We start from the raw sequence: 16,902 nt of genomic DNA, 5'->3' as shown, positions 1-16,902 counted from the left end.
TATTTTCACGGCTGAGAGGAATCGAACATGAAGAGCGTTTTGAAGAAAGCCCTTTTTCTCTGCACGCTGACGCTGACAATCGCGATAGGCTCGCCATCAGTCGCAGCATTCGCCTTCGGCGGCGGACATGTCGGTGGTTATAGGATGCGCCATGGAGGCGGTCCGGGCTTCCGCATTCGGCATGCTGGTCACGCACACGGGTATGGAAGCGACTGGCGCTGGTTCGGCTGGGGCTGCGGACCCTTCGGGGACAATGAAGATGGATGGGACATCGGCTGGGGCAGCGCCTTTATAGACAAGACGTTGGATTATCGAGACGGCCGCTTTCACCTCGATTTGTTGAGCAACGCATGAACTGGCCTTATCAACTGCCGCCACCGAAGGAAATGATCGGCATCGCCTTGGCATTAGTCGCGCTAGTCGGACTAATCCTATTCGCTGGGCCGCGATTCTTTAATTTAGATCCAAACTTTGGTTCAGCGCGAATTGGAAGTGCTTTTATCTGCCTCAAAGCGAGCCTGTTTGTTTGAAAAATCAGCGCGTGAACTAAGCGTTAATCGAATGTCGCTCGCACTCAAGATACGACCGTTCCGTTTTGATAAATTCAGCCTGTAAGTAGGACGAAGCGGGCACGAATCAGAGATCTAGGCGAAATCTTATTCTGTTCTCTCACCGCGAACGATGCAGAACTGTCCGTCGTCAGATAATTTGAGACTGATCAGGCGTTTCGAGAAGAGAGTCGCTGGCTCATCAGGGGTTAGAGTTTAAGCGGCCTGCAGTCGGTGCTGCAAGCGGCGGTTTGCGATGGTAGCAAGCTTGATGCGTTTGCGTTCTGCGATGATCGTCTCTGCTCTGCCGAAGTAGACGTCGGCCGGTGTGACGTTTTCGATGCTCTCATGATAACGGACGTGATTGTAGTGCTCGACGAAGGCGCCGATCTGCCGCTCGAGATCGCCGGGTAGATAATAATTGTCGAGTAGAATGCGGTTCTTCAAGGTTTGGTGCCAGCGCTCGATCTTGCCCTGGGTTTGAGGATGATATGGTGCGCCGCGCACATGTTGCATGCCCTTGCCTTCGAGCCACCTGGCCAGGTCGTCTGCCACGTAACTCGCCCCATTGTCGCTGAGAAGCCTCGGCCGGTGTACAACGGTGATGTGATCAAGGCCCGATGCCGCCAGTGCCTGGTCGAGCGTGGCCGTGACGTCGGAAGCGCACATTGTGGGACCAAGCCTCCAGGCCACGATGTAGCGCGAGAAGTCATCCAGCACCGTGGAGAGGTAGTACCAGCCCCAGCCAGTGATCTTAAGGTAGGTGAAGTCGGTCTGCCAGAGCTGGTTGATAGTGGTGGTCTTGTCCTTGAACTCGTTCGCCGCCTTGATCACCACGTAGGCCGGGCTGGTGATGAGGTCGTGTGCCTTCAACAACCGATAGACCGAGGCCTCGGAGACAAAGTACTTTCTCTCGTCGGTGAATCGCACGGCCAGCTCTCGCGGCGATAGCTCAGGGACCTCCAGCGCCAGATCGATGATCTGGCTGCGGACGTCGTCCGGGATACGGTTCCAGACGCGATCCGGTCGTGAGCGATGATCGGCCAACGCCTCAGGCCCTCCCGCACGATAGCGATCGTACCATCGGTAGAAGGTAGCGCGGGGAATGCCGAGCTTTTCCAGCGTGCGCTTGGCAGGCAGATGCGACTGCTCAACCAACTCGATGATCTCGGCCTTCTCGGATGCAGGATATCTCATGCCTCGTCCTCCCCATCCCCGTTCATGCTTTTTTTGAGCAGGCGGTTCTCCAGGGTCAGATCGGCCACGACCTCCTTCAATGCGGTGGCTTCGCGACGGAGATCCTTCACCTCGCCGGACGTCGCGGCACGAGCTGTGTCGCCCGCCAGCCGGCGCTTACCGGCTTCGAGGAACTCTTTCGACCAGCCGTAATACATCGAGGCCGCAATGCCTTCCCGCCGGCACAGCTCGGAGATGTTCTCTTCGCCACGCAGTCCCTCCAGCACGATGCGGATCTTCTCTTCCGCAGAGTATTGCCGACGCGTCTGGCGCCGGATGTCCTTCAGTACTTGTTCTGCCGGCGCTTTGCCCGGTCCGGATTTCTGCTTCATCTTCGCTCCTTACGGCTACGATGAACCAGAAATCCTCCCTTCGTGAAGACCCTCAATTTGTCTCAGGGGTGCTGACGGCGAACAGTGGTCAATGAAGAGTCGGCCACGTGGAAACACGACAGCGCCCCGCAAAAAAAGGCCGGGACAAACCCGACCTTCCTCACAAGTGTCTTAACAGTCATCGCTGGCTTATCGCCGACAACGATGCGAACGCTATTCGATTAAGCGGCTTGCAGATTTACCGCAGCCAGCTTGCCCGAACGGCGATCTGTCTCAGTCTCGAAGCTCACCTTCTGACCTTCTACAAGGCCGCGAAGGCCGGAACGCTCTACAGCGCTCACATGCACGAAAACGTCCGCACCACCGTCGTCTGGCTGAATAAAGCCGAAACCTTTTTGATCGTTGAAAAACTTTACTGTGCCGATGGTCATGACGATTCCTTTCAATCAGTCACGGGATTTCAACTCAGCGCGCCACCCGGCGCGACAAGCGGTTCAGATCACGATTTTGAAAGAGGAAGACCGTCGATGGCGCGCGTAGCGCGATAACAAGGTTCGACAACAAGATCGGATGTCGCGGCGTATAAGAGAAAAATCCACCATAGGCAAGATGCAATTACGGTTACGCAGACCTAGGGTTGACAAGCCTTGGCCAAACGAGAGCGGACGCCGAATTACGATGACGCGCCTGATACTCGGCCTCGTGACGATGTCGCGGCATACTAAAATGTAACGTCAGGGCAGCATCGCGAGCCGCTTACGCTGTTAGCTTGATACTAACGATTTGATGACTATATGCCGACTTTCCAAAGGAGGATCCGAATGGTCAAGAAGGCAGCAACGAAGAAAACCGTGGCGAAGAAAGCCGCGCCCTCGAAATCAGCGCGCCGCGTCATCAAGCCGTGGACGAAGGATGATGTCCGTAGTCTCAAGGCACATTCAAAGGCCCGCACCCCGGTCGAGAAGGTTTCAAAGCAAATGAAGCGCACGGTTGGCGCGTTGCGTCGCCGGGCGGGGATCCTTGGTATTGGCTTGGGCCAATATCACTAACAGCGACTGCCGTTGTTTGTAAGAAGCCGCCTCCGGGCGGCTTTTTGTTTCTGCATTATTTGAAGGCACGTGTACGAATGGCGGCCCGACACATATTGGCAAGGAGTGCGATCGAAGGTGTAAGCTTCCCTGTGGGACCAAACTGATTCCAGGTCAGTGAGGAAGCGAATCGATCATAATGGGGGGCATGCTGTTGATTCGGAAGACTATCAGGCTTGCAATGCTGGTGGCGATTAGCGCTTTAGTGAGCTCTTCTGTTCTGGCCATGAAGGATGAAAGGCTCAACCGCGAATTGCTTCAACTAGACCCCAAAACTCGGATCGAGCAGACCTGCGATGCAGAGGTCATGTTCCAGATACATCGCAATCAGATGCCTGACGTCGATAAGGTCATCGCTTATACATTTGGAGACCCAGTCTTCGGCGAAAACTTCATAGCGGCGCCCGGCGCGGTATTTCGCAGCCGAGAACATTGGTATCACCTTTCATACACTTGCCAGACAGGTCCGAAGCATCTTGACGCACACTCCTTGCATTATGAAATCGGACCGATGATCCCTAGAGCGGAATGGGGAAGGTATTCTTTATACGATTAAGCGCCAGGCGGGGCGGTAGCCTCCAGCTAAACCTTATGCTAACGGCTTGCCGGCTACAATATGCTGACGGGATTTATCTCACGCGAGAGACCGATAGATGCTGTTCCTGACTCGTGAACCGCTTTGGCTGTCCGGACTTTTTCTCGTTGGCCTGACAAGCGTTCTTGCCTGTTTTGGGCCTCTCATCGTCCGCCGCTTTGTCGCTCTCGAAAAGCTGACGACAAACAATGAGGTGGCCGGCTTCAAGTTCGCCACAGTTGGTGTACTTTACGCAGTGCTTCTTGCCTTTGCGATCATTCTAGTGTGGGAAAAGTACGCGGACGCCGACGACACTGTTGAGAAGGAGGCCGGCGCCGCTGCCGCATTGTATCACATCTCTTCCGGGTTAGAGTCGAACGAAGCTTCGGCCCTGAAGATCGCTTTGACGGCATATCTGCGCTCGGCTGTTTCCAATGAATGGCCCGCGATGGAAGGCGGTGGAGAAAGCAAGAAGACGCATACTGCGTTGGAGGCCCTCTACAACACGGTTTCTATGTCGGCAAAATCCCAGGGCGGCAGCCCCGTTGCCTCTGAAGTATTCCGCCAGATCGACGATCTAACGCAGGCGCGGCGCGCAAGACTTGAAGCGGCTGAGGGAGCGGTGCCAGGCGTAGTTTGGGCGGTTCTTCTCGTTGGCGCAGTCTTGACGATCAGCTTCACATTTTTCTTTGGCACTATCAATTTGCGGGCGCAGATGCTTATGACCGCGCTACTTTCGGTACTGATATTTTCCGAGCTTTTGGTCGTCGTAGCCTTGGACCGCCCATTTTCGGGAACCGTGAAAGTCACGCCGGACGCCATCGTGGAGGTCGTTCGGGACCATGCGGGATCTTGAGATTGATCGCCTTATCCCATGCCCACTAACGAAGGCGGCGCGAGCCACGCAACGATAATAATAGCTGCGATCACCACGGCGGTGATCGCCATCGCCAAATCATCCCTCTGCGTATGGACGTGGAACCGATCACGTATGCCGGCCTGGCGGCGCAACTGCTTCACATCGCGAATTTCCTCGCCAGCGGCAATGATGTTGACCACGCTGCCATTCATAAAACGCATCCTTCTCGCCGATTAAAACCTCAAGGTCGGTCAAGTGTGCCTTCACCGCCAAACTCTCGGATTTGAGTGTAGTGATGATCAGAGCACGGCGCGGATGGGCGCGAAACGCCTCTATTACGCCTGTCGGGGTCCGGAATGGCATCGTGATCCCAGAGAGTCAGTCGGTTGTGTGAGTCAGAAAGTCGGTGTGCAATAGACCAATACTGTTCTGTTTGTGACAGCTATTCTCGTGGCCGCAATGAAAACTAATTTTGCTAAACAACATCCTTGCCGCGCGACCCGCGAAAGTCGCACTCCAGATCGACCAGAATTCTTGCAGATATTGCCCTTCGCGTAGTCGCCTTTCGGGCTCTAGTCTTACTGCGTCATAAATTTCGTAGCCTGACTTTCTTGATCGGTCGTGCACAGCAGGGACATCGCGCGAGTTGTCTGGCGAGCGCGACCGTTAATCGTCGTCGCATGGTCGCGATGGAGTTTGGGATGTGACGTTCTGTGCGCAGCGGCAGAGCCGCGGGGTCGCTGATTGGCGGAAAGACAAGGCGTTTGGAAGACCCCGCCGGGACGCATGCCCGAGGGGGGAATCGTCTGCCTTTCGCAGATCAGGAATCCATAGGAGGCAATGCACAGCGTCGCGTGATGATGGAAGCCGCGCCAGCCGCGGCCTTCGAAGTGCCCCAGGCCGATCTCCTGCTTGAGATCCTGATAATCGCGCTCGATGCGCCAACGCAGCTTTGTAAGGTCAACCAGACGCGTGAATGCGATTTTCTCCGGCAGCGTCGAGAACCAGTATTTTATCGGTTCAGCTTCGCCCTTGGGCCACTCGATCAATAGCCATTCTTCAAGCCGCGCCTCGGACAGATTGTAATCGCGATGGGCGGCACGAACGCGCAGGCGTGCGAAACGCGAGGTGAGCGGCTCGGCGGTTCCTTCGCGCCATGTGACCGTGCGCCAGGCTTTGGCCGGCAGGCTCTGCGCCAGCGCCTTCACCGAGATCGGTTGGTGGTGGCTGTCGCGGCGCATCAGGCTGGGTGGGCGGCCGCGGCCTGACCACGCCTTGGGACGAGCCGGTGCGGTGCCCGGCGCCCCCACTGTGGTGTTGGGCAGAATGCCGGCGACATAGGTCAAGCCCAAGGCGGCAATGGCCCGGCGCAGCTCCGTGTTGGCGCCATAGCCAGCGTCCATCAGGACGACGCCGCGAGGCAGTCCCGCGTCATAGGCCGCGCGGATTTGCGCGAGCGCGATCTCGGGCTTGGTCTTGAAGCCGATCTCCTGAGGCACATGGGCTTTGCACCGCCGCAGTTCGTCGTCGGCCCAGTCGTGCGGAAGATAGAGCTGATAAGCTACCGGCAGGCTGGCGTGCCTGTTGGCCAGCGACAGCGAGACGGCGACCTGACAATTATCCTGCTTGCCCAGCTGGCCGCAATATTGCCGCGCCACGCCGACCGAATGCCGGCCTTTCTTGGGGAACCCTGTGTCATCGATGATCCACGCCTGGATTGGTCCATGGTCCTCGATCTTCGGCAGGACCATCTCCTGCACCTTGGCCAAAACCGCCTCATCGGACCAGCGTCCCTCACCCACGAAGTGCAACAGGGATTGGTGCTGTGCCGCCGTCCGTTCCGGCGCTGTCACCGCCGCCATCGGCTCAACGCTCTTGCGTTCGACCGGCATCAGAAGCCCGGTGCAATAATCGCGTAGCGGACGAGCTCGGTCCACATGACCGAGCACGCTCACCAGCCCTGCAACGTAACCCAAAACCGTTCCGCACAGCCATCCGTTCGAAGATCCATCATGGCCTCCGTGCCGAAATGAATCTCCCAAGCCTACGTGAGTCGCCTCCGCAAACCGCCGCGGCTTTCTGACTCAGTAAGACTAGGCGGTCTTGGCCAGGTGGTAGTTGATGGCGTGCTTGTAGGGCTTGGCCTGCGGGCGCCGGCGGGCCGCGTTTCGCCGCGGCCGCGGCCTTCCTTCAGCGGGTGGCTGGGGTCTTTGTCGTCGCGGCCGTCTTCGCCACGCTCTTAAGGTGAATTGGCATCATCCCCTCCTGTTGTTGGCACTCAGGGCGCGGGGACTCAATCATGTATGTACCCTAGGCTATAAAATTAGCCCATCGGCATATGGTTTGATGTATATTGAGGTCGCAATTTATAGTGCACACACTATATAGATTGCCGATGTTTATAGACCACAGGGTATAGTCATGGACCGGCGACAAACCTCGGCTGCAGCTCGGCGATCTCTCGATCGCACCCTCGCGCTATTCCGCCCCGCGCCGCGCCATCCCCCGGCCAAGGGCTGGATCCGCGCCCTGCGCGATGCGCTCGGCATGACGGCCGAGCAGCTGGGCGACCGCATGGGCATCTCCCAGCCCTCGGTCCAGCGCCTCGAGCAGTCGGAGGCCAGCGGCACGATCCAGCTCGGCAGCCTGCGCAAGGCCGCCGCCGCCCTCGACTGTGAGGTCGTCTACGCCCTCGTGCCCCGCCGCTCGCTGCAGGAGACCTATCAGGCAGCGGCCTTGCGAGTGGCGCGCCGCGAGCTCGGCCTGATCGACCACACCATGGCGCTGGAGGACCAAGCAGTTGGCGATGAGGACGACGACGAGCGCCTGAAGCAATTCATCGCTGAAGAGCTGGATCCGCGCGAGCTGTGGGGGCGCCGGTCTTGACCGACGACGAGGACCTCTACCGCGCCGACGACGGGGCCATGGTGCTTAGCGCCGGGGATCGCGAGGCGCTGATCCCGACCTGGGTCGTCACCCGCGACGACCTCAATCGAGCTGAGCGCGATAACATCGCCGCCGGCCGCCGTTGGGCCCGGCGGCGAGCGTTCGATGTCCTCGATCCCGATGAGCTGATGGCCCTGCACAAGCGGATGTTCGGCGCGGTGTGGCGCTGGGCCGGAGAGCCGCGTCGGGTCGAGACCAACATTGGCCGGCCAGACTGGTGGAGGCTGCGAGAGTATCTGCAACAGCTGCTGGGCAACATCCACGCCCAGGTCGAGGCCGGCGGCCGCGATGCGGACGAGGTGGCAATCGACTTCCACCATCAGCTGGTGGCGATCCACGTCTTCCCTAACGGCAACGGCCGCCACGGCCGCCTGGCCGCGGACATTCTGGCCGTGCGGCTGGGGCGCGAGCCCTTCAGCTGGGGGCGCTCAGACCTGGTGGCCGTGGGCGACGCGCGGATCTCCTACAGGGCCGCCCTGAAGGCGGCTGATGCCGGCGATTTGGCGCCGCTGTTCGCCTTCGCGCGCTCCTGAGCGCGATGGGGTAGGGAGAGGTTATGGATTATCGAGGGCAAGTGGCGCACCACGAAGCGCCCCATGCCGTGATAGCGTTGATGACCCGGCTTGGGCTGTCGCAGGACGGGATGGACATCGATGCGCCAACGTCGGTTCCCGGCGCCTTCGGCAAAACCGGCGTGATGACCCATGGGGCCGAGCTCGAGCAGCCCGAATCGGATCAGTTCAACGACCTTGGTCGCCTGCTCGCCGTCACCCTCGCCGGCGCTGTCTCAGACGCGAAGCTCAAAGGCCTTTCGCCGTCAGACGCCCTCCAGGCCCAGCCCGGAGACCTCGCGGTGGCGAAGCGCTTTTGCACGGAATACCCGTTCGCCCAAGACGAGGGCGAGGCGGTCGCGCTTGATAGGGGACTGCAGATCGCCGCCAAACGGCTGGCGGAGCCCGGCGCTTGGGACGCCGTCTGCGCCGTGGCGAAGGCGTGCTTGGCTCGGGGCGGCAAGCTGTCGAAGCTGGAGATCGAGGACATCGCCTTGCCGATCCTGGGCATCGAAGGGCCGGTCGGGCTCGTCGCCACGCCGGACTAGGCGGCCGTGTGGGTCGGGTTCAGAGTGGGAAGCGCTCGTCGAATTGCATGAACGGGGCCGTGTTTACCCGCTCGCCTCGCGATAAGGCCGCCAAGCCCTCGATCGCGCGATGCTTACCAGGAACAAGACATTGAGCAGTGGTTGAAGGTGTTCGACGACAGCACACCCAAAACCACCGCGGAGTGGCGAGAGCTCAACAACAAGGTTCAAGAGCTTAACCGGTTGAAAGCTTCGCGTTCGCTCAAAGAAGGCGACTACGAAAGCTATCTATTTCGGGTAGAGAGGCCCCATCGCACTCTGGCGCTGCAACGATGCATTAAGCGAGGGCTTGCAAATGACGAACCGAGGTACAGGGCGCTCATAAGAAACGTTTGGATGGACTGTGAAAACGCCCGGCAACATCCGCATGAAGCCAGCGCAAAGGATGGCGAGCCTGATCCCAGTTTAAGAGAAGAAATAGTATGACTGATTCCTTTTTCAATCAATACTCGTCCTGGAGATCATCGTGTTCGGGCGGAACAGATGCTTGTGGAGGAATAGGGATATCGGCAAGCGTCCGCATGGCTTGCCGACCGGTCAGAAAAAGCGGTATCGGCCTGTTATGGCCGGCCATGTGTTCGAGCTGCTTTGCGTTGTCGTCACTTGATGCAGCAGACAGGATGTCGCGCCAGACTCCGCGCGGATGCACGGTGTGGAAGATGTTGTCGAACACATCCTTGTATTCAAGAACGATCTCATATGTGTCGTTTACGACGCACGGCACCGACTCGACCGGTCGCCAGCCCGACGCGTCTCTGACTTGCATAACGTCTTGCTCGGTAATCGAAATATCGATCCCGAGAGCCTCTTCGGCACCGATCAGGCCGGAGACGACGACCGGCCGGGTCAGGCGGTAAACGTGGTCCTCTCGGCTCCCGAGCCGCCTGTTGAGATAGACGACAACATCCTTCGCTAGACCCTTTCCTTTGTTTTGAAGTTCACCGCGAACGGCAATCGTGCCCGCGGGAGGCGGACTTTCTTCCCCCCGGCATCCTGCTTTCGGCGAGCCGTCTGTTGCTGTTCCAATCGACTCCAAAAGGATCCTGACTTGTCGAGTACTTGAAGTCGATCACGCAGAAGGGACGCAAATCTTCCCGATGATGGCGCTCGGTCTGTTTAATTCCTTCTGCCGTGTCCTTAGCAAGATTGCGGCTATACCACGCGAGCGAGAAAGTGGCCGCAGCCATCAAAGTAGTAACTAACGTCAAAGCTACATTGATCCAATCCGCTGTTGTCATTCGGCTTCCATCATCTCTAAGTGGATCCGTCAAAATAGCGAACGGATACGGTCCGCTTTCAATATGTCTTTCGGCTCACGTACTAGATACTTACCGCGCGGACAGTTCTGAATGCCGGACCGGAATTTGAAGACCGCCCTTGCTCGCCAGAATTTCGACCTTTGCGCGGTCATTATCGCTCGCGCCCGGAGCCGTACGCAATTCACTTATCAGGGTAGCGAAATTCGCGCGGACATAAATTCCTGGTCCGTTCGACACGTCGATGAAGCCCCTGCGCTGCTTCTCACTTTGAGGCGTTCCATCAGGGATTAAGCAGCCGGGGGCAACGAAGTTCATTGTCGCCACGCGCAATTCGTTTTCGCGTGCGTATTTCATACCCTTCACGAAAGCTCGAAGATGCGCCTGGTGGCCTTCGTGTATATTCATTCCTTCATAGGTGGAATGATCGACGTAACGCACCTTGCCAATCCACCATTTGCTTTTGAGTGATTGATCGAGCGAGTACATAAGAGCCCGCGCCGTGCTCTTAACGGCAACGCTTTCGCTATCCTTGGCATACTTGGCCCACATCTCTTCCGACTCGTGGTTGCCGATAAACCAACGGCTTGCGACAATAAGGTCGCGCCCATACCGCTCATTGTCTTCTACGAATCGCCGTACTTGGCTCTTTCTTTCCTCGTCGGGAAACCACGTCTCTATTTCGCGGTGCTGGCTTTTGATTGCCTGCCGGGTCAGCGCGGGCGTCATGCCCTCTTCGATATCCTCGAAAATTCCGAGTTTTGCGAACCACGCCGCGCGCAGATCGATGAGCGCGGCGAATTTCTTGAATGTCAGATAGCGCCAGATCACCGCATCGAGATCGAGTTCCCCAACTTGATTCATCGCACAGACCTCGCAATCACGTTGCGCCTGATGCCATGGCTATCTCGGCTAACTCGGAAAGCGTCACAAAGCGGACACCGTGCGTTTCGCTGAGCCATTTGCGGTTCGCAGCATCTAGAATAGAAGCACCGGATGCGTTCTTGCCGGTGTCATGCGTGCAAAATAGGTCGAGCCCATAGCCGTAATGGGCAGCGACACTATCACCGTCAGCCCACTCCGCGATGGCTAACCTTATCTGTCGCGCACTCGCCTTCGGAAGGCCCTTGAACCACAACTCGGGATTCGACGGATTATCGCAGTGGGCATATTTCCGGCCGAGTTCCACCGCCTTCGCATGACCTAGGCCGCGAGCGTCGATTGTCGTGGCCAACTCATTCACCTTGTCCATTCGGGCTATATGGTCTTCCCCCTGAAAAGTGATCCTCCTTGAAGTATGGGTTTTGATCCTGAGGAGGAATCAACATGGCGCGGAAGAGGTTCAAGCCGGAGGAGAGGTCAGCCGCAAGATTCATAATGTCTGCGGCGAATTGAGGATGACGCTCTCGCCACTCCGCGATCTGCGCCGGGGAAGGCTCCGGGCAACCTGTAGCTCACCTCAAAAGGCAAACATGCGAGTCGCCGTAAGTCGTTGATATTCGGTTTGCGTCCACCCCAATGAATTGTCACGCCCACCCCAAAAGAGGGTCAAATGAGGGGTCTTCCACCCCAAAAGATTGTATCGCAATGCAGGGTCTTTTTCGGCCGCGCCGGACCTAGTCAAAATACCGCCTAGCTGGGTCTCGTCGGCAAATCGACCTCACCTTCCATCGCCTTGTCGAGATTGAGCAGTGCGCTTACCAGCGCGAGCCGCGCCCGGCGGACGTTGACGCCTGAGAGCCGTTCGGTCTGGCCGGCAGCCGCTAGGAACTCATCCAGCATATCCGGGCAATTTCGAACCAATTCGAGAAAATAATCGCCCGAGGGCGTGTTCTGGCCCGAAAACCAGTTCTTGACGGTTCTTTCTGTCGCTCCAGGCAGGCCTTGGCGGCGTCACGCTCAACGCCTACGGCATAAGTCAACCAAGAGCCGAGCGAGATTTCCGAGACACTGAGATCGCCGGCGCCGAGTTTGCGGTACTTCATGGCGGCAAATTTCCTGAGGTTGAGGCGGGGTAGGGGACGAACAGGCTATCACCCAACATATAGGATCAGCATCGGCTATCCCCCATTGTCGCCGCTTGGTCGACGATCAGCTTGGCGAACCGGTCAAATCCTCTGCGCAGAAATATTCACGTGCGCTAATCCCGTCGAGGACGGTCCGCGCGAGGAAGTCGAAGAACGCAGCGTCGTTCTTTGCATGGCCGCTCCGACGAGCGCGAGTTCAACGCAGTGCGCTGCCTATTGGCGAGGCTTTATCCAGGCTAGGAGGAGTCCGTTCAAGCGCCACGCGCCACGTGCCGCGCGCCTTAACTGGAGGTCCACCCCTGTCATCCGCACCCGCCATTCGCATAGCTGCTCGCTTGTTCCGAACGCGTCCGCGATTGCGGCGATCGCTTCGCCACGCCGCCGGCGAACGATAAGCGCGTCGCGCGGGATCAACATCGCCGCAGCCAGCCAATCCGCCTCAGCTTTGGCCTCATCCGAGTATCTGCGGTTTTTAACGCTGTCACTGGGGTCTTTACGAACTGCTAACCAATCCTTCGTGATGCGTCATTACGCGTTAGCGCCGCTTTGAGCGAATGCGCTGAAGCCGGTTCCGGCTCTTCCTCGAAGTAAGGGAAAACAGATCGCAATGTCAGACTCAACGTACCTAGCGCCGAACGCTCGAATAGCAACTCAATCGATGGCTGGGTCGTGGCGGCGAAATATGCAGTCGACCTCTACCATGGCGACGGGATCGGCGCCGTGAAAATTCAAGGGTGCAAAGACGCAAGGCACAAAGCCTAACAGCTTCATGAACGAGACGGCGTCGCCCATATCCCAAGTGTCTTGATACAGTTTGCTGATAGGAAGTTCCAGCTGAACCGCTTGCACACGATTTAACAAATGGCGGGCACCTTCGAGGCAAGCTCTTTCATGGCCTTGCGTGTCAATCTTTAGAAAAAGCCGCCCCCCTGGGATTTTAGAAAACATCTCGTCCAGTGTGATCAGTTGGACGTTTATCTTACGTAGCACTTTCGACTGTTTATGAAAGCGCTCGGCAGCGGGATTTTGAGCGTGAAGAGAGCTGAAAACGCTGTATTCGGTCACCCCTATCTCGGCAGTGCCCGAGGCAGAGGAAATTCCGACATTGAAGCCCTTCCACTTAGAGTCATGGGCGAACCGCTGGCTCAAAATTTCAAACACCTCCGGGATCGGTTCGAAGGATACGATCTGGCCCCGGTAGCCGGTGCTACGTATTTCATCGGCGAAGCCGCCTTCATTGGCCCCGACATCGATCACGGTGTCGATTGATCGACTCCTCAAAATGTCTTCTCGGTTTGGTTTGGCGCGAAGAACATCGACGCCGAGATGCCTGATGAGCGCCTTAATGCGGTGAGCGGTCGTCATAATAGATCCTGGTTTAAAACAATGCCCGGAATGTGAAGCGTCTATCTAGACCCCTTATGCGTAAAATCTTCTTTCGGGAGCAGCGCGCGATGTTCCCCCATTAAACATTCTGGCGAACGATCACCGCTTACTTGATGTTCGGCGCCCGAGGGATGTCGTCGTGATTTCACGATTTTGTTACGCAAATGCGTCTCATGACGCAAAATTGACCTCATGCTTTTCATAACGGCGTAACCTTATAAGAACAGCATTTAGGTGCGGTCAAAAGTCCGCGCGATTTTTTTGGTAGCAAAGATTACATTTGATTTTTGCTGCATGTGCTTTGCCGTCTGGCATATTGCCAAAAGACGGTTGGCCCGCCGCGCCTTCTTGTTGAGGGATGACCCAGAATCGGGTGCCGCCGACGCGAACGGAAAAGGTCCTCCGGAATGACCGTCGTTGACTTCCTGGTGATCATCCCAGCCTTCAGACGTCCGGATCATCTTCGCGACGCCATCGAGGGTGCGTTAAATCAGCCCGGCGTCACAAAAATAATACTCGTGATCGACGATAGCCCTGAAGGCTCTTCGGAATCGGCGGCCTCGCAGTTCGGAACCGGCGTGAGTTATGTCAAGATGCCCAATGCGACTGGCGGGTGGCCTGGGTTGGTACGGAATTACGGCCTCGAACATGCGGCGCGATTGAACATAGACGCGTTCTTTGTGCATTTTCTGGATGACGATGACATCCCAGCTCCGGGAATTTATTCCGATGCCAAGATGGCCTTTCAAAAAGAGCCGGTCGGGGTCGTATTTGGCGCGATGAAACCTTTCTGCGATTTTTCATCGGACTCTCAAACGCGCGACCGCCAGAAAGACCAGCTTCTGAAGGTAAGCCAGTGGCAAAGCCACATCCGGGCGCTCTCGACGATCTACGCGAAAATAACCTCCTTCTCGCGGCCATTGGGTCAATGGCTTTTTCGTAGCCAGTACCTCTATAGTCACGAGCTGTTCTTATGCAGCGCCGCGATGATACGATATTCACGCGTCGGGGAATTGAGCGGGTTTGACACGCAGACCCGCATCACGGAAGACTATGAGTTTTATACGCGGGCTATCAATTCATTCGGTGTGTTTTACCTGAATAAAGTGAGCGTGTTCTATCGGACGGGAAGCACCGGGGCTTTGTGGAATCCGCTTGCATTAGAAGCAGCTGCGGAAAGGGAGCACAAATCCGAAGTCGCTGAGACTTTGAGAAAAAGAAAGGAACGCCTTCGCGCTCAGTTGGGTATGTTTCGGTTTCTTAGCGAGAAACTATTGTTCAGATTAGCGTTGTTTCTTCTGAACCGAACCGTCGTCAAGAGTGTTCGAAAGCAACTGAATAGCGACATGACGCCCCGCTAAAAGACCCAGACATCCTTCTCTTGAGCCAATCAAAGCTCTGGACTCATGAACACTCGCACTGCTTCTGCTTAGGTACTTTGACACACCCAGCACGAGCCGTCGGCCCCACTCTCTCAATGGACCTCGGCTATGTCTGTCTCCTATTTATAAGAAAATTCTGACGATTCGGAACAAACCGCTACTTGAATCGAGTCCCCTTTCTGCCGGAAGACCCACTCACAGCTTTGTTACACGCTTTATCGGCTAAGCATTAAATGCATCGCGCTTCATTCATCTGCGTGTAGCTTTTCGCATTCACCGTTTATCCGCGGTCGCACCGCTGCGCCCAGATTGAATATCAAATACTTAAACACAGCCGACAAGCTGCTCAAGCAGCGCGATGCGGCTCTGCTCGAAATGGGAGATTGTCATGAGATGCCTGTCGGCATTTTTAGTCATGATTGGAGCTACGGTTAGCGGTGCGGCGGTTGCGCAAACCGTGCCCGGCGGCTCGAATACCGATGTTCAATATAACGCCAGCGGCTCATTTGGAGGCAGCAACTCGTTCACATGGAATGGTACGCAAGCAACTGCAACCGGCTTTGTCGCCACGACCCCAACGGGAACTTCCGATATGGGGATTAAAACCAATCAGACCGGCCCAACGACCGGGACGCAGACAACCGAGACGGATTTCAACCAGTTTAATGTCAATAGCGACGCTATAGATCTCACGGCGGGCGGTGTAACGATCAACGGTTTGGAGTTGAACTATAATTTCGGGGGCGCAAATCTAGCCGGTGCCCGCAGCGGCGAACAAATTAACATGACATTGGCGGGAACAAGCACGCAGTCAGGCGATGCCAATCCGTTTTACACGGGTATCGTTTCAAATATGGAGATCAACGGCAAGGCCGGAAATTCCGCCGCCGAAGCGATTGACGGCGTCAACGCGTTCGTACATCTGACAAATACGGCGGCGGCAATAAACACACTGGCTGGATTTGAAGCCGATCTTGTGATGGAACCAGGAACCTCTGCATCGGGACGCTCCGGATATTCCGCAGTTGCTTACGGAAACGTGCAGGGAACAAGTGGCGACTCAGCCTATACTCTCTCGTCCAACACAACGACATCTCACGGCTGGAAAACCGCGCTCGCCCTCGGCAACTACGCTGGCGGAGCCGCCCTCGATAGCACAGTAGGGTGCGTTATTTGCACGGACGGAAGCGCAGACACGATAGCAAACGGAATTAACCTGAGTTCTTACACAATTACAGGATACCCGTTCTACTTCACAATGACCAACGGCCAAAAGATCATCGCTGAATCCGATCCGGAGATTTACTTGGATAACGGCACGGCATCTTCCTCACCAAATCTTTCGCTCGGTCTCAACGGCGTTGGAAAAGGCCAATTGGTCGCGAACAGCGGCTACAATCTTGAACTTTACGACATAGGTCATGGTAAGAATTTGATCGGTGCATACAATACGGGTGACGTTGCGGTCGGCGATACATCCGACACGGAGACTTTAAGGCTCTATGGAAAGACGATGACCGCGAGCGGCTATCTCTGCCTCACCTCGGGTGTGGCCAGCACCGGGTCTTCATGTTCGAGTTCTGACGCGAGGTTGAAGAACGTCAAGTCCGAGATCAGCCCTGCCAATGCACTCAAAGAGGTAAGCGAACTCAAGCCTGTGGTCTACACCTGGAAAGATGAGAAACGGGGCAAAGAAGATCAGATCGGACTTATCGCTCAGGATGTTGAGAAAGTGTTTCCCAGCGTGGTCGCAAAAGGCTCTGACGGTTACAAAACATTAGATTATGCAAGACTCGTCGCCCCCCTGATCGCTGCAGTGCAAGAGCTGAAATCCGAGAATGACGCCCTCAGAAAGTGTCAGCGTAGCATTCTCGCGGAATTTTCCGGAGAGCGCGATTTGCACAAAGTTAAAATGCTTGGTTGCGAGTAATTTCCAAACGCGTTTTTTCCACAACGGCGACCTCGGAAAACCCTTCACTTTATGAGGAGGCCACGCCTAGGAATACGCTCACGCGCTTTTGAAGAGCGTTGAGCAAAACGCCGCGGCGGCCTCCGCCGCACCAACCGGCGAACCCATTGAGCTGGCGCATTGTCGATCAGTCCGGTTAGGGGCCGCCGTTTACCCTGCGA

At 56.7% G+C, this 16,902-nt stretch carries 18 protein-coding genes; 8 read left to right on the top strand and 10 right to left on the bottom strand.

Annotated elements, in window-relative coordinates:
• Nucleotides 1-27: 27 nt before the first annotated feature.
• Complete coding sequence (locus WDN02_RS03090; protein ID WP_337292109.1) at nt 28-354, top strand: hypothetical protein; 327 nt, start codon at nt 28-30, stop codon at nt 352-354.
• A 410-nt stretch (nt 355-764) separates the two neighbouring features.
• Here WDN02_RS03090 and WDN02_RS03085 read toward each other — a convergent pair.
• Nucleotides 765-2,116 (bottom strand): IS3 family transposase gene (locus tag WDN02_RS03085; protein WP_337291674.1). Its coding sequence is split into 2 segments (ribosomal slippage): nt 765-1,780 and nt 1,780-2,116, totalling 1,353 coding nucleotides; the frame shifts between segments, so codons are not numbered across the junction.
• 221 nt (nt 2,117-2,337) lie between these two features.
• Nucleotides 2,338-2,547 carry a cold-shock protein gene (locus tag WDN02_RS03080; RefSeq protein WP_337292108.1) on the bottom strand — a complete coding sequence of 70 codons (210 nt, stop codon included), beginning with the start codon at nt 2,545-2,547 and terminating at the stop codon, nt 2,338-2,340.
• A 390-nt stretch (nt 2,548-2,937) separates the two neighbouring features.
• Between WDN02_RS03080 and WDN02_RS03075 the strand changes: the two genes are divergently transcribed.
• Nucleotides 2,938-3,165, top strand: a complete 228-nt coding sequence (locus WDN02_RS03075; RefSeq protein ID WP_337291914.1) for a hypothetical protein — start codon at nt 2,938-2,940, stop codon at nt 3,163-3,165.
• Between the two features lie 301 nt (nt 3,166-3,466).
• Here WDN02_RS03075 and WDN02_RS03070 read toward each other — a convergent pair whose 3' ends face one another.
• Complete coding sequence (locus tag WDN02_RS03070; RefSeq protein WP_337292107.1) at nt 3,467-3,637, bottom strand: hypothetical protein; 171 nt, start codon at nt 3,635-3,637, stop codon at nt 3,467-3,469.
• A 220-nt stretch (nt 3,638-3,857) separates the two neighbouring features.
• On the opposite strand from WDN02_RS03070, the gene WDN02_RS03065 reads away from it, so the two are divergent.
• Nucleotides 3,858-4,634: a DUF4239 domain-containing protein gene (locus WDN02_RS03065; protein WP_337292106.1), complete on the top strand. Its 777-nt coding sequence runs from the start codon at nt 3,858-3,860 to the stop codon at nt 4,632-4,634.
• An 11-nt stretch (nt 4,635-4,645) separates the two neighbouring features.
• On the opposite strand, the gene WDN02_RS03060 is transcribed toward WDN02_RS03065, so the two are convergent.
• Both WDN02_RS03060 and WDN02_RS03055 read right to left on the bottom strand, forming a co-directional pair.
• A complete protein-coding gene (locus WDN02_RS03060; protein ID WP_337292105.1) occupies nt 4,646-4,849 on the bottom strand; it encodes a hypothetical protein in 204 nt (67 codons plus the stop codon).
• Between the two features lie 366 nt (nt 4,850-5,215).
• Entirely contained in the window at nt 5,216-6,613 is a 1,398-nt protein-coding gene (locus tag WDN02_RS03055) for an IS701 family transposase (RefSeq protein WP_337292104.1), read from the bottom strand.
• 445 nt (nt 6,614-7,058) lie between these two features.
• On the opposite strand from WDN02_RS03055, the gene WDN02_RS03050 reads away from it, so the two are divergent.
• From WDN02_RS03050 to WDN02_RS03040, 3 genes are read left to right on the top strand one after another with little or no spacing between them, the layout of a single operon-like run.
• On the top strand, nt 7,059-7,523 hold the full coding sequence (locus WDN02_RS03050) for a mobile mystery protein A (protein WP_337292103.1): 465 nt from the start codon (nt 7,059-7,061) through the stop codon (nt 7,521-7,523).
• Nucleotides 7,520-8,116, top strand: coding sequence for a mobile mystery protein B (locus tag WDN02_RS03045; RefSeq protein ID WP_337292102.1), 597 nt, complete (start codon nt 7,520-7,522; stop codon nt 8,114-8,116). The genes WDN02_RS03050 and WDN02_RS03045 overlap by 4 nt, the downstream gene beginning before the upstream one ends.
• 23 nt (nt 8,117-8,139) lie before the next feature.
• Complete coding sequence (locus WDN02_RS03040; protein WP_337292101.1) at nt 8,140-8,682, top strand: hypothetical protein; 543 nt, start codon at nt 8,140-8,142, stop codon at nt 8,680-8,682.
• A gap of 481 nt (nt 8,683-9,163) precedes the next feature.
• Here WDN02_RS03040 and WDN02_RS03035 read toward each other — a convergent pair whose 3' ends face one another.
• From WDN02_RS03035 to WDN02_RS03015, 5 genes are all read right to left on the bottom strand, one after another.
• Complete coding sequence (locus WDN02_RS03035) at nt 9,164-9,757, bottom strand: hypothetical protein (RefSeq protein WP_337292100.1); 594 nt, start codon at nt 9,755-9,757, stop codon at nt 9,164-9,166.
• Between the two features lie 292 nt (nt 9,758-10,049).
• Nucleotides 10,050-10,841: a hypothetical protein gene (locus WDN02_RS03030; RefSeq protein WP_337292099.1), complete on the bottom strand. Its 792-nt coding sequence runs from the start codon at nt 10,839-10,841 to the stop codon at nt 10,050-10,052.
• A gap of 16 nt (nt 10,842-10,857) precedes the next feature.
• Nucleotides 10,858-11,229, bottom strand: a complete 372-nt coding sequence (locus WDN02_RS03025) for a hypothetical protein (protein WP_337292098.1) — start codon at nt 11,227-11,229, stop codon at nt 10,858-10,860.
• A 380-nt stretch (nt 11,230-11,609) separates the two neighbouring features.
• Entirely contained in the window at nt 11,610-11,759 is a 150-nt protein-coding gene (locus WDN02_RS03020; protein WP_337292097.1) for a hypothetical protein, read from the bottom strand.
• Between the two features lie 896 nt (nt 11,760-12,655).
• Nucleotides 12,656-13,369, bottom strand: a complete 714-nt coding sequence (locus tag WDN02_RS03015) for an FkbM family methyltransferase (protein WP_337292096.1) — start codon at nt 13,367-13,369, stop codon at nt 12,656-12,658.
• Between the two features lie 428 nt (nt 13,370-13,797).
• On the opposite strand from WDN02_RS03015, the gene WDN02_RS03010 reads away from it, so the two are divergent.
• Together WDN02_RS03010 and WDN02_RS03005 are read left to right on the top strand one after the other, a co-directional pair.
• The gene (locus WDN02_RS03010) at nt 13,798-14,751 is read left to right on the top strand and encodes a glycosyltransferase (protein WP_337292095.1); all 954 of its coding nucleotides are present in this window, start codon (nt 13,798-13,800) and stop codon (nt 14,749-14,751) included.
• A gap of 409 nt (nt 14,752-15,160) precedes the next feature.
• A complete protein-coding gene (locus tag WDN02_RS03005) occupies nt 15,161-16,702 on the top strand; it encodes a tail fiber domain-containing protein (protein WP_337292094.1) in 1,542 nt (513 codons plus the stop codon).
• Nucleotides 16,703-16,902: the final 200 nt, after the last annotated feature.

It is taken from the genome of Methylovirgula sp., from assembly GCF_037200945.1.
GTDB lineage: Bacteria > Pseudomonadota > Alphaproteobacteria > Rhizobiales > Beijerinckiaceae > Methylovirgula.
This window is presented reverse-complemented; position numbering and strand designations above follow the sequence as displayed.